Source organism: Streptomyces sp. NPDC087845, assembly GCF_044742755.1.
Taxonomy (GTDB): Bacteria; Actinomycetota; Actinomycetes; order Streptomycetales; family Streptomycetaceae; genus Streptomyces.
Genome location: NZ_JBIUVC010000001.1, coordinates 437,241 through 451,465, shown reverse-complemented (window position 1 = coordinate 451,465; position 14,225 = coordinate 437,241). Strand labels below are relative to the sequence as shown.

Below are 14,225 nucleotides of genomic sequence, written 5' to 3'. Positions count from 1 at the left end.
CATAGACATGCGTGACCGGCTACCCACGAGTCCCGGCGCCGCGCCCGTCAGTCAACAGGGGGCTGTGACCGGCACGATGGTGACCCCGGCCACAGCCCCTTGTGCTGTCAGCTGCCGTATCGCTCCACCACGTAGGAGCGGGCGAAGCTGTAGCCGGAGGCAACTCCCCAACTGCTCACAGGCTTTGCGAACGTGCGATCCGACCGGGCCGACCATGTCCAGGCCTTGATGCTGCCGTCGTCGTAGCCGTACAGGGCTCCGAAGTCGTCCAAGCCATCCCCGTTGTAGTCACCGATGACGATCGACATGTGCTCACGCCACATCGAGCCCGCCGGGGTGGTCCAGGCCTCGGACAGAGCGCTGAAGGTGCCCGTCGTGCTACTGGGGAAGGTGTAGATGCTGTCGTGGCCATCGGCGTAGTCGTACCAGGCGGCGATGTCGTCCCGACCGTCCCCGTCGAAGTCGCCGGAGTGAACGGTCGTACTTGCCCAACTCCCCCACGACGTACTGGTCCAGGAACCGACCGGGGACTTGAACGCGCCTGTGGGCGAGGTGAGGAACGTGAATATCTTGTTGCTTCCGTCGGCGTATCCGTGGAAGACGGCGAGATCGTCCCGTCCATCACCGTTGAAGTCACCGGTGACCGGCTTGTCGCGTGAAGCCGACCAGCTGCCCGTCGGGCTGGTCCACGACATGAACGGTGTGTTGAAGCCGCCCCGGACGTCTGCGGTAAAGGTCCACAGCGCATCGTGTCCGTCCACGTAGTCGTACCAGACGGCGACATCGTCCCGTCCGTCGCCATTGAAATCGCCGCTGTGCACATTCATTCGTTCGAAGCCCCAATTGCCGGCAGCGACCTTCCACGACGCGAACGGCGTTCCGAACTTGCCGCTCTGGGTGCCGAGCCACGTCCACAGAGCCACCCGGCCGTCGGCATACCCGTACACAGCCGCGACGTCGCCGATCCCGTCCCCGTTGAAGTCACCCGTGGTGCGCTTCATATGAGCCGCCGCCCACGAGTCCGGCGGGACGTTCCACCCGGCGAACGGAGTCCTGAAGGTTCCGTCGGAGTTCGTCAGGAAGCTGTGAATGGTGTCCGAGCCATCGACGTGGTCGTACCAGTCGGCCAGATCACTGCGCCCATCGCCGTTGTAGTCGTGCCGAAGAGCGGTCCCACTGCTCCACAGAGACTGTCCCTTGACGTTGTGAACGACCAGGTTCCCCCGGTCCTGCAGCACCGCGTACCCTTCCGCACCGCTGGTCTTCGAATCCCACAGCACGGTGCTGCCGTCGGCCTTGTAGACCACCAGGTTGCCCTTGGCCTGCATGACCGCTTTCGCTCCGGGGTTCCCGGCGGTCCCGGTGGACCAGAGGCGACGGCCGGCGTTGGAGGAGATCTCCAGGTCGCCGTCGTCCTTCATGGTGAGCTTCGCCGAACGGGAGGTATAGGACTGACCGGCAGCGAGCGTCGTACCTGCCGGGATCCGCGTACCTCCGACGGTGCCGTCGATCGGGAACGCGGTACCGAAGGAGAAGACCGTGTCGGTGACCTGGCCCGGCCAGCCGGTCATGGTGTTGTCGGTCTTGCGGCCCCACAGGTCGGCCACACCGTCACCCGTGAGGTCACCGACGGTGCCGAGGGTCGGATACTCACTCGCGGGATAGCCGGCGCCGACCTTCACCCGTGCCGAGGCATTGCCCCAGGCGGTCGGGTCCAGCAGCCCGTCCGGCCCCTTGCTGCCGTAGGCACGGAAGATCTCCCCCGTGGACTTGTTCCGGAGCCACAGGTCGGCGAGGCCGTCGTTGTTCAGGTCGCCGGGGCAGAGGACGGTGAACTTGTCCCAGTCGTTGGTGCCCACCAACACCGGGGAGCTCAGCCGCTTGTTGAAGTCTCCGTAGTACGCCCAGAGCAATGTGCCCTGCTTCACGAGAAGGTCGGGCTTGCCGTCCGCGTTCAGGTCGCCGGGAGCGATGATCTGCTCGGCGTTGCTCCAGTGATCGTTCCCGGTCCATCCCGGCTCGCCCACGCAGCCGTAGTCCTCGTCGACGACCGGGCACGTGACGGTCAGCGGCTGCTTGCCCTCCTTGTAGTCGGTGGTGGCGATGCCCAGGCCGTTGTTGGTGTAGGTCCAGAGGTTCTTGCGCTTGGCGACCGGGTTGTACTCAAGCGTGACGAGGTCGGTGTACCCGTCCTGGCCCCAGTCCGTCCGGTACGCGATGTCGGCGTCCTCGAAGGCCTGACCTCCGTTGGTCGCCGACGAGAACACACCGCCCTGCTGCCCGGAGTAGGTGAGCAGTGTGCCGTTCGAGTCCACGCTCCAGATGTCCTTGATGCCATCACCGTTGAGGTCACCGGGGGCGTCTCGCTCGGCCGACCGCGTCGCGTAGTAGACGTAGGTGGCGGTGTCCGAACGATTGCCCGCTCTGTCGACGCTGAACGCGTAGAGGAAATGCGCCCCGTAACCGGGCGGGGTGCTGGTCACGGAAGCCGATTGACCGCTGGCTGCGATGTAGCTGACTTCCGGGTCCGAGTCGGTGTACCAGCCGTACTGCTCGACATCCGTGACGCCGTTCGCCTCAAGGGTGAACGAGCCCGGCGTACGGGCCTTGCCCGTCGTTTCCGGCCAACCGTTCTCGCCGTCCGGGAAGTACGCGGAGCTGATCCGGGGCGGGCTGCTCGGCCGTGTGCGGTCCACCGAGAACGCGCACGTCGAGCTCCAGCCGGAGGTCGCGCCGTCGCTGTCCTTGGCACGGACCTTCCAGGTGTAGTCCCCCGTGGGGAGGGAAGCGTCCGGGACCGGAAGCGTGACCACTCGCTTCTTCAGGGCGGAGAGGGACTGGTCGACCACTGGAGTGGTGCTGCCGCTCTTGAAGATCTGGAACTGGGCGGTGAGGTTGCCGGCATCGGGGTCGTCCACGGTCGCGTGCACGCTGACCCTGGTGTTGCCGATGAGTCCGCCCGCGGAGCAGGACGACTTGGGGTTGGTGCCCAGGTCGTACGGGGTCTTGGGCGGGTTGTTGTACGTGGTCTCCAGGACGGCGGTCTTGGCGTCGAACTTCTTCCAGCCGTACGTGTCCTGCTCGTTGGACGCGTAGAGCCCCAGCGTGAGGCTCGACCAGTTGCCCGCGGCGGCGTCGCGCACCTTGGAGGTGACGTCGAACTCAAGGTTGCCGGCGGCGCAGTCCTTGCTCCATCCCTTGGAGTCGTTCACGGTCTTGAGCGGTGTGCTGCCGACCTTGGCCGGCTGGTTGTTCCATGTCGTCTTCTTGGAGATGGTTTTGGTCTGCCAGATCTCGACCGGCCTGGCCTGGCAGGACCAGGACCAGACGTTCTTGATCCTGAACGTCGACGACTTGACCTGTACGCCCTTGAGGTTGTCCGTATCGACCTGGAAGAAGGAGCGGGAGAGTCCGAGAGTCTCGTTCTCGTAGCCCACGCGGGCGACCTCGTTGGCATTCCAGAAGGAGGAGTTGGGGTACTTCTTATAGACCCGGGTCCAGTTCTCCTTCTTGCCCCAGGCCCAGGACGGGTCGATGTAGACGGGGTACCTGGTGTCGGCTCCGGTCAGGAGGGCCTGGTCAGGCTTGATCTCGATGCTGTCGCCGACCACCGTGGCCGGCAGCTGGGCGTCGGTGGCACCGGGCGGGGGCTCGAAGGCGTCCGAGGGTGTCGTCCCGGTGGTAGCGGTGGGGGAGGCGGTTTTGGCGGCAGCACCGGACGTGGCGGTCTTCGAGTCCCACATCAGGGGCGAGGGGCTGGTGAAGACGGTCTGGCCCGCCGGGTCACCGGCCGAGATGCTGCCGGTGTCGGGGTCGGCCGTGACGGTCAGTCCCGCTGTCTTCATCTTGAATTTCAGGGTGGCCAGTTCGGGGTTCTTGGCGGCCTCGGCGGTCTTGACCACCAGCAGCTGGGAGAAGCCCTCGATTTCGGCCTTCAGTTGCAGATCCACCCCGGGCAGGATCTCGCTGTACGTGGCCACGTTCTCGGCGAGCACCGGCTTGGGCAGAGCGGTCGGCCAGGACAGCGTGAGCGTACGGCCGTCCTTCACGCCGGACAGCAGCGGTCCCGTTCCGCCTCCGGAGAAGGCGACGTTCACCGTGGTCGCCCGGGGTACGACCGTGCCATCGGCGGCGAATGCCAGGCTGGGGTCCGTCGCGACCCAGGCGCCGTTTAGGAACAGTCGCACGGGAGATCCGTAGCGCTTGACCGAGAAGGAGCCATCAGGCAGCGCCCAGGTGTCCGACGTCTCTGTACGCGCAGATGCCAACTCAGCCGGCGCGTTGGTGGACTTGGCCGTTTCCAGTGCCCTGTCCTCCTCGCTGACCGAGCCGTCGTCCACAGGGTCGTCGGCAGCGGCAGTAGCAGCGTTGCTCGGCGCGGATGCGACCGCGGCCGCAGAGGCGACCGGTGTCAGGGCTCCGGCCGATCCGACGACGGTGGCCAGTGCCAGAGAAATGGCTCGAAGCCGGGTTCTGTCTCTTTGAACGGTTCGTTTGGTAAAGCGATTCATTTTGCTCCCCCCAGGAAGTCATGGATCTTCGCTCCGACCCTATAGGTGGCGGCTCGGCCTCATGAAGTGCAGGGCGGCTCATGATTTCAGGGCGGCATCTCTGGCAAGGGTGAATGCATCCAATGTGAAATTAAACGACTCAATGATGGATATTTTCTCGAAAGGTGAATGTTTCGGACATTTTCAGATGTGGGTGTTCGGTGGGGGGAGGGGAGGGAGGAGTGGTGTCATATCCCTACATGGACGGGCGATCTCAGGGTGTGCAGCGATAAACCAGTGACTTTTCTGTGAAGGATCTGTTAGCTTCCGACGGTCATTCTTGGGGTGGGCGAGGGGTGGGGAATGAGCTGGTTCGGCAAGTCCTTGATGGCATTGCCATTGTCTGCTGCACTTATGTTTGGGATGCTGCCGGAATCCGCTGTCTCAGCGGATTCCGGAATATCGCAGGAGCATCTGGGTGCTCAGGTGAAGCAGCCGAGGGCCGTTCCGGTGGCGCCCATGAAATTCGGCGGCAACAAGCGCAAGGACTATGCCAGGACTCATGCCTGGCGAGGGGCGCCGAAGACCACCTGGCCGACCGCGGCCAGCGCCGAGATGGAGCTGGAAGCAGCCGGAACCAAGTCCGCGCGCGTGGGAGGACTGCCTGTTTCCGTCTCCCCGGCAGGCAAGCGGACGCGTGGTCCCGCAACGCGTCCCGCGAAGCTCAAGGTCTCGGTCGCGAACAGGGCAGCCGCGGCCGAGGCAGGCGTCGACGGAGTACTGCTGTCGATGAGCCGGACGGACTCCGGACGCGACAAGCAGTCCGTGCAGGTGAAGGTCGACTACTCCGGCTTCCGGGGCGCCTACGGCGGTGACTGGGCGGCACGGCTTCGGCTGGTGGAGCTCCCGGCGTGTGTGCTGACGACACCGCAGAAGCCCGAGTGCCGGATCAGCACCCCGCTCGCATCGGCGAACGACACCGAACTGAGCACACTGGCGGCCGAGGTCGAAACCGAGGCCGCCGACTCCGCCCCCCGCGCCGCGGCGCGCACCGCGGTCTCCTCGACCGCTCCCGCCGCCACCGTGCTGGCCGCGACAGCCGGTGCGGCAGGCTCCTCGGGCTCGTACAAGGCGACGCCGCTCCAGCCATCGGGCTCGTGGAGCGCCGGCGGCTCGACCGGAGCGTTCAACTGGTCCTACGAGATCGGCGTTCCGTCCGTCCCGGGTGAACTGCAGCCGAGCGTCTCCCTGAACTACTCCTCGCAGCGGGTCGACGGCCAGACCGCCGCGTCCAACAACCAGCCGAGCTGGATCGGCGACGGCTGGAACTGGGAGCCCGGCTACATCGAGCGCCGGTACAAGTCCTGCAACGACGACAAGGACAACGGCACCAACACCACCAAGGTCGGCGACCTGTGCTGGTACAACGACAACGCGACGCTCTCCCTCGGCGGCAAGAGCACCGAACTGGTCCATGACGCGAAAAGCGGGTGGCACCCGGCTCAGGACTCGGGCGAGAAGGTCGAAAAGCTGACCGGCGCGTCCAACGACGACAAGGGGACGGCCGGTGTCGACGGCGTCGGTGAGCACTGGAAGATCACCACGACCGACGGCACGCAGTACTTCTTCGGTCTGAACAAATTGCCGGGCTGGAGCGACCACGGCACCAAGGCGACCACCGACGACGATCCGGTCACCAACTCGACCCTCACGGTACCGGTGTTCGGCAACCAGTCGGGTGAGCCCTGCTACAACGCGTCCTTCGCCTCGGCCTGGTGCCAGCAGGCATGGCGCTGGCAGCTCGACTACGTCGTCGACGCGCACGACAACGCCATGGCGTACTACTGGAACACCGATACCAACAACTACGGCCTCAACGTCTCGGAGGCCACCGGCAAAGCGACGGTCACGGCGTACGACCGAGACAGCTACCTCGATCACATCGACTACGGGCTGCGCGACGGTGGCGCCTATGCGGCCAAGGCCATGGGCCGCGTCGAATTCGGGACCGGCGAGCGCTGCCTGAGCGGTTGCGGAACGTTCGACCAGACGAACGCCAAGAACTGGCCCGACGTCCCGTACGACCTGTACTGCAAGCCCGGTGCGACCGAGTGCAAGGACCAGTATTCGCCCAGCTTCTGGTCACGCAGGAAGCTGAGCACGATCACCACCAAGGTGCTGACGGGAGGCGCCTACAAGGAGGTCGACTCCTGGGCGCTCAAGCAGGGCTTCCCGGCCTCGGGGGACGGAATCTCCACACCGATGTGGCTGGAGTCCATCCAGCACACGGGCAAGGTCGGCGGCAGCGCGACCCTGCCGGCGGTCACCTTCGCCGGTGAACAGAAGGCCAACCGGGTCGACAAGACGGGCGACGGGCTGGCCCCCTTCATCCGGCTGCGGCTCTACCAGATCACCACGGAGACGGGCGGCACCATCGGCGCGTACTACTCGCAGCCGGACTGCACCGCCTCCACCCTCCCGCCGGCCGATGGCACGAATGACAGACGCTGCTATCCGGTGAAGTGGGCGTATGAGGGTGAGACGGCCAAACAGGACTGGTTCAACTCGTATGTGGTGACCAAGGTCGTCGAGGGCGACAACCTGGCCGACACCCCGGACACCACCACCGAATACAGCTACCTCAACGGTGCCGCATGGGCCAAGAGCACCGACGAGTTCACGAAGAAGGACGACCGGACCTACTCGACGGCTCGCGGCTACGGTCTGGTGCAGACCCGCACAGGGGCCGGCCTGGACCCGCGGACTCTGACCGAGACCCGGTACTTCCGCGGTCTGGACGGTGCCGCGGTGAAGGACTCCACGGGCGTCGCGGTCACCGACCGTGAGCAGTTCGCCGGCCAGGCGCGTGAGAGCGCCACCTACAACGGCGACAACACCGCCAAGCTCGTCTCCGCGACTTCGTACACCCCCTGGCGATCCGCGCGGACGGCCGGCCGCACGCGCTCGGACATGCCCGACCTCGAGGCGTACCTCACCGGCACGCTCAAGGAGGAAGTGCGCACCGCGATCACCGGCGGCGAACGCAAGCAGGTGCTGACCCGGAGCTTCAACGACTACGGCCTCATCACCTCCGTCTCGGACACGGGAGACGCGGCAAAGTCCGGTGACGAGCAGTGCACCACCAGCTCCTACGCCCCCAACGTCCCGAAGTGGATGCTCAACAAGGTCGCCCGCACCGAGGTGGTCGGGGTGCTGTGCGGCGCGACGGTGTCGCGCCCCGGTGACGTGATCAGCGACGAGCGCACGTACTACGACGGTGCGACGGCGACGCCGTCCACGCCCACCAGGGGCGACGTCACAAAGATCGAGAAGATCAACGGGGCGGGTGACGGCTACGACACCGTGGCCACCACCGCGGTGGCGGACATCGACATCTACGGCCGGGCCCTTGCTGTCACGGACCCGTACGGGAAGAAGACCTCGACCGTCTACACGCCCACGACGGGAGAGGCCCCGACCGGTACATCGGTGACCAACCCCCGCGGCCATCGGGTCACCACCGAACTCGATCCGCTGCGTGGCCAGCCGGTCAAGGTGACGGACGCCAATGCCCGGGTGACGACGACGGCGTACGACCCGCTGGGCCGTGTCACCAACGTCTGGCTGCCGACCCGCTCCGCCGTCACCGACCCGGACAAACCGAGTCGGACGTTCGGCTACCAGGTGCGCAACGACGGCCCGATCGTGGTCACCAGCAAGGTGCTCAATCACAACGCCGAGTACCAGACCTCGTACCAGTTCTACGACGGGCTGCTCCGCGAACGCCAGAGCCAGGCGGAGGCCCCGGACGGCAAGGGGCGGCTGGTCACCGAGATCGCGTACGACAGCCGGGGCCAGGCGTGGCGCGATTCCGGTACGTACTACGCCGACGGTGCCGCCGAACCGGTCCTGGTGACCGGGCAGGAGACCAAGTACCCGTCGTCCACGGAAACGGTCTTCGACGGAGCGGGCCGCCCGACCGCGGTGATCGCCAAGAAGTTCGGCAATGACACCAAGCGCACCGTCACCACCTCGTACACCGGCGACACGACGACGGTCGTCCCTCCGGCCGGCGGAACCGCCACCACCACGGTGACCGACGCGCTCGGTCGCACCGTGGAACTGAAGCAGTACACCGATGCCGACAGGACCAAGTCCCAGTCCACCACCTACGCGTACAACCACCTCGGGCGACTGGAGAAGGTCACCGACCCGTCGAACGCGGTCTGGACCTACGGATACGACGTCGCCGGCCGCCAGAACCACACGGAGGACCCCGACAAGGGCACCGTCGACACGACGGCCTATGACAAGGCCGACCGGCCGACCGATGTCAAGGACGCCCGCGGCATCGTCCTGCACACCGACTACGACGAACTCGGCCGCCCGACCGCACTGAGCCAGGGCACCACCAAGCGGGCCGCCTGGGAGTACGACAAGGCGACGAAGGGGATCGGCCAGCTCTCGAGCACCACCCGCTACGAGGGCGCCGACGCCTACGTCAGCACGGTCGTCAACTACAACGCCTTCTACCAGCCCATTGTGACCAGGTTCACCGTCCCGGGCTCGGAAGCGGGGCTCGCCGGCACGTACGAGTGGACGGACATCTACAACGCCGATACCGGCCAGCTCATGGAGACGAGGCAGCCCGCCATGGGGGACCTGCCGGCGGAGAGCGTCATCAACAGCTACGCCTACCGCTCCAGTCTCCCGATGGGTGTCGCCGCCGGAAGCGACACCATCCTCTACTCCGCCACCTACGACCACTACGGCAGACCGAGCCAGCAGGAGTACGGAGCTTTCGGCCAGCACCTGGGGAAGAATTACGAATACGACGAACACACCGGCGAGTTGACGCGTGCTTTCACCGACCGCGAGGTAGCACCCAAGCGCATCGACGACGTGCGGTACACGTACGACCTCGCGGGCAACATCAACAGGATCGCGACGACGACCGGGCAGGACGCCACGGCGCAGAGCGACACCCAGTGCTTCCTCACGGACGCGCTGCGCCGCATCACCGACGCCTGGACCGCCACCGACGGCTGCGCCGCCAAGCCCGCCGCCGCGACCGTCGGCGGCCCGGACGCCTACTGGACCACGTACGCCTACGACGCGGTCGGCAACCGCAAGACGGAGACCCGGCACACCACCGCCTCCGGACCCGCCACCGACACGGTCCGCACCTACACGGCTCCCGAGCCCGGCACCCACAATCTGCCCGGCGTCACCCAGACGGGCACCGACCCGCACAACGAGAGCTACACCTACGACGCGACCGGCAACACCAAGACCCGCAAGATCGGCAACGGCGACCTTCAGGACCTCGCCTGGGACCCCGAAGGCCACCTGGCGTCCGTCACCCAGGTCACCGATACCACCAGCTACCTCTACGACACCTCGGGCCAGCGCTTGGTCCGCCGTGACTCCACCGGCACCACGCTCTATCTTCCCGCCGGCAACGAACTCCACCTGGACAAGGCGGGGAAGGTCACCGGAAGCCGCTACTACAGCGCGGCCGGTGAAACCGCCGCACTGCGCACCGGTGGGAAGCTGACCTTCCTGATCAACGATCACCACGGCACGAGCACCACCCAGGTCAGCGCGGACGCCACGCAGGCCGTCACCCGACGCAAGAGCACGATCTTCGGAGCCCCGCGCGGCACGGCACCCACCGGATGGGCGGGCGACAAGGGATTCGTCGGCGGCACCCAGGACACCGATACAGATCTGACGCACCTCGGCGCCCGCGAATACGACCCCGTCACCGGCCGCTTCATCTCTGTCGACCCGGTTATGGACCTGCAGGATCCGCAGCAGATCAACGGCTACACCTATGCCAACAACAATCCGGTTGCCTCCAGCGACCCCACTGGCTTGTGGCTCGATGACGGCACCGGCCATTCCGAGACGCGGAACGGCAACCAGCCCCATGGTCCAGGAGCGCCGAACAGAACGGCAACCCCGACATCCAACGACAATCGCGCACGGAATAATCCCGTAAATATCGTCGGGAGCTCCATCACCGACGCTGCAAGAAAATTCACGAACGGTAGAGGGTATGCGACTTGGCGGGCGCGGTACAACGCTCAACTCGCTGCCTACGCGGCACACGGTCGAGAAATCACCGAAGACGATCTCGTAGCCGAAGCGGCCAACAGTTGTTTCGGTCCGGGGAAGAGTTGCCCGAAAAAGCTGGGTGATTTTCTTATCGGCCTCGAATTCCTGCGGATGAGTCAGTACGCGGGATCGGGAGGCCGCGCCGTAAGGATCCCGTTTGCTGCGCAACTTGGCAAAGGGATACGTTCCCTGCGTAGGCAGTATGGCCTCCCCTGCAAGTGCTTTCTGGCTGGCACGCAAGTTCTCATGCCTGACGGCAAGCACAAGAGCATCGAGTCAATCCGTGTTGGCGATAAGGTCATTGCCACCGATCCTGTCACGGGTGAGACGGGGGCGCGGAAGGTAACTCGCCTCATCACGACCGACGGTGACAAGAACTTCAATGAACTCACCATCGAAACGCCGGACGGCAACAAGAAGCTGACCGCCACCCACGAGCACCCTTTCTGGTCTCTCTCGGAGCACCGCTGGGTAGCAGCCGGTCAGCTCAGACCAGGTATGACGCTGCGCTCCGACGGTGGCAAGCCTCTGCTCATCAAGGCCAACCGCCCGTTCATCAAGCACGTCAGGACTTACAACCTCACGGTGGACGGCCTGCACACGTACTATGTACTCGCTGGTGAGACGCCGGTACTCGTTCACAACAGCAACTGCGCTATACCCTCTGCCTCGGAAGCCGCTTTTAAGGCTGCCGAAAATCCTGCGGGTATCTTTATCAAGAACAAGCATCTCTCATCCTTTGAGGGGCGCTACGCCAAGTTCAATACAGCTGATGCATCGGAAGCGCAATCATGGGTCGCCGAAGGGCTCAGATCCAGAGGTGCGAGCTTCAAGCCGAACGGCCTTGATGGCACCTTCAAGATGGAAGTGGACATGCAACGCACCATCGGAACTAAAGGCCAGACGGGAATCAGGATCATTGTGGCCAACGACGGAAGAGTGATCAATGCCTTCCCGTTCAATGTGGGATGATTTAGATGAGGATTCTCTATGACGCGATCAATGCGAGTGATCTGAGAGGGTCGACGATCGCGGACTATCTCGTGAACATCGAGGCCTCTATTGAGGTGGTCGATGGGTGTGACGTGATCTACAAGGAGCCTTATTTCCCCGTGGCGGAGTTGGCGCGCGATCTTGCCCGTTGGGTGTCTCTGGGTGAGAGGAAGGCTCCGGACTTCCTCTTCGCTTCGCTATCCTTCGAAGAGCCGGGTGCGATCCGAATTCTCGGCAGCGGGTCAGGCTGGACGGTGGGATCAATTTTCACGCCGGAGGTGAAGAGTTCGCCCGTTTCATGGGAAAATCTCACCGCGTGTATCAATGAGTTCGTTACAGATATTCGGCGAGATGTCCTTGAGCTGGGTATCAGCCCGGACTTCATCGACTCATAGAGGGCTGATCAAATGTGTCACTCAAGGGGAAATGGAACTTGAGGTAGGAAGAGATCTTTGGTTCGCACCGGTGAACTGCAGTCCCGTCAGGCACGTGCCTGACGGGACTGCGCAAGCCTCTGACGGCAGTAGTTGACGGCAACGTCGGCGGACGGGGGCTGCACAGTGTCGTGGGTCGCCGCTGTCGGGTCCGGGCGGGGTTGCGGAGGGCGTTGCCGAGAAGGCCGATGGCAATGCGCTGGAGGCGGAGTCGGACATGGGCTTACACGGTGGCGGGGTCACCGAATGTGGGCGTGGTCGAGGACTCCCTTGGTGACGGCGAACTCGTCCTGCGCCAGGAGCGGGAGTGGGATGACGCCGGGTTGACGCTGACCCCGGACTACGCCTCGGCGCGGCGACAGGGGGACGGCTCCCCGAGAGCTGTTCAGAGTTTCTTTACTTGGTCAAGGCGGCCCGCTGTCGCGGCCCGCGCGCGCCCGGCCCCTCGGGGCCGCCGCCCGCTCCTGTCTCCGCCCCGCTCGCCGACGACCCCGCCGGACCGGGCGCGCAACAGCCAGCACGATGAACCTTTCCAGGGGCTCCGCCCCAGACCCCGGCCCTCCCTCCGAGGGGCGGGGGCGCGTGTGTCGGGTGCGGCTTCGTCGTGGTGTGGGGTTCGGGGTCGCGGGAGGGGGTCCCTCGCCGCCCGGTCACCGGAGGCGTACCAGGAACCCCCGGGGGCCGCCAAGGCCGAGCGCACGCGTCACGGGGTGAGCCTTGGCGGCCCCCGGGGAACCCTGGCACGGCGAAGCTGCCCGACCGACGAGGGACCCCCTCCCGCTCAGGCCGCGATCCTGTCGGGGTGCCGGACCGCCACATGGTCAACTGCCGCCCGTGGGTGGACGTCTGCCGAATCACCCCCGGCTGAGGTGCCGGCCGGGCGTACCGTGGAACGGGAGGTGGTGAGTTGATGACGACCGAGCTGGCCGACAACGTCCGCAAGTACCGGCGCCGCGCGGGGATGAGCCAGGAGGAACTGGCCCACGCCGCAGGCGTATCACCGGGCACCGTACGCAAGGCCGAGCAGGGCGGCACCCTGCGCATGGAAACCCTGCACACCCTCGCCCGCGCACTGGGGGTGACGACCGCCGCGCTGATGGCATCCGATGCCCCGGAGCCCGTCGGGCGGAGCGAGGAGCCCAACCGCGTCAACCTCATCCAGCTCCGCGCCGCCCTCACTCCAGCCGTCGGGCTCACGGACCCGGACGCCGAGGTCTTGGGGGAGGAGCCGAACCTGCGCATCTTCCGGCGAACCCTGCAAGATGCCCGGGTGCTGTACTTCTCCGACAGCTACGCCAGCGTCGCGGCCCAACTCCCGGGCCTGCTGCGCGATGCCGCACAAGCCGTCGCCTACTACGACACCGGGGACGAGCATCGCCAGGCCCTGTTGGCCCGTGCCGAGGCCCTGCGGCTGGCCGGGACCTACCTCACCCAGGTCCGCCAGTACGACATCGCGTACACCGCCCTGCGCGGCGCCATCACCGACGCCCGGCAGGCCGGAGACCTGCTCACCGCAGGGTCAGGGGTCGGCGGCATGTGCTGGCTGCTGGTGCGTCAGGGCCGCCTGGACGAGGCCGAGAAGATCGCCACCCGGAGCATGGACGCGGTGGAACCGAAGATCACCGGAGCCGAACCCGATCACTACGCGGTATGGGGCGGACTGGCCATGGAAGCCGCAGCGGCAGCCGCGAGGAACAACCGCCCTGACGAGGCCAGGGAATACCGCAGAGCAGCCCGGATCGCGGCAACCGCCGTCGGCACCGCACACCGCAACATCTCCCGGCACTGGTCCGTCTTCGGACCCGTCACCGTCGCCATGAAAGCACTCGAAGACTCCATGGTCATCGGCGACGCCCGCGCGGTCGTACGCAAGGCCGGCGAACAAGAGGAACTCGCACCCACCGCCTGGAAACGCCTGGGCAAGCCCAGTACCAACGACGGCAACCGCTTCACTCTCGACGTGGCGCGCGCCCACACCCGCACCGGCGACCTGTCAGCCGCCATGGACGAACTGACCCGCGCCCGCAAGGCCGCCCCACAGTGGATGCGGCACCAGAACATGGCCGCCGAGACCATGCAGGAGATCCTCAAGAAGCGCAAGCGCACTCTCACCACCGACATGCGTGAGATGGCCGACTACCTGGGCGTCGTCGGCTAACTACCACGCAGCGCAACACTTTCCGCACCC

General features: G+C 65.7%; 4 protein-coding genes. 3 read left to right on the top strand and 1 reads right to left on the bottom strand.

Annotated features, from left to right (window positions below; all coding sequences use genetic code 11):
- Positions 1-107: 107 nt before the first annotated feature.
- Entirely contained in the window at positions 108-4,187 is a 4,080-nt protein-coding gene (locus ACIOMQ_RS02005) for an FG-GAP-like repeat-containing protein (protein ID WP_402187594.1), read from the bottom strand.
- 822 nt (positions 4,188-5,009) lie between these two features.
- Here ACIOMQ_RS02005 and ACIOMQ_RS02000 point away from each other — a divergent pair.
- The 3 genes from ACIOMQ_RS02000 (at position 5,010) to ACIOMQ_RS01990 (ending at position 14,195) form a co-directional block, all read left to right on the top strand.
- Positions 5,010-11,582 (top strand): polymorphic toxin-type HINT domain-containing protein, encoded by a 6,573-nt coding sequence (locus ACIOMQ_RS02000; protein ID WP_402187591.1) that lies wholly within the window; start codon positions 5,010-5,012, stop codon positions 11,580-11,582.
- Between the two features lie 5 nt (positions 11,583-11,587).
- A complete protein-coding gene (locus ACIOMQ_RS01995) occupies positions 11,588-11,998 on the top strand; it encodes a hypothetical protein (protein ID WP_401937474.1) in 411 nt (136 codons plus the stop codon).
- Positions 11,999-12,947: 949 nt separating this feature from the next.
- The gene (locus ACIOMQ_RS01990) at positions 12,948-14,195 is read left to right on the top strand and encodes a helix-turn-helix domain-containing protein (protein ID WP_402187589.1); all 1,248 of its coding nucleotides are present in this window, start codon (positions 12,948-12,950) and stop codon (positions 14,193-14,195) included.
- Positions 14,196-14,225: the final 30 nt, after the last annotated feature.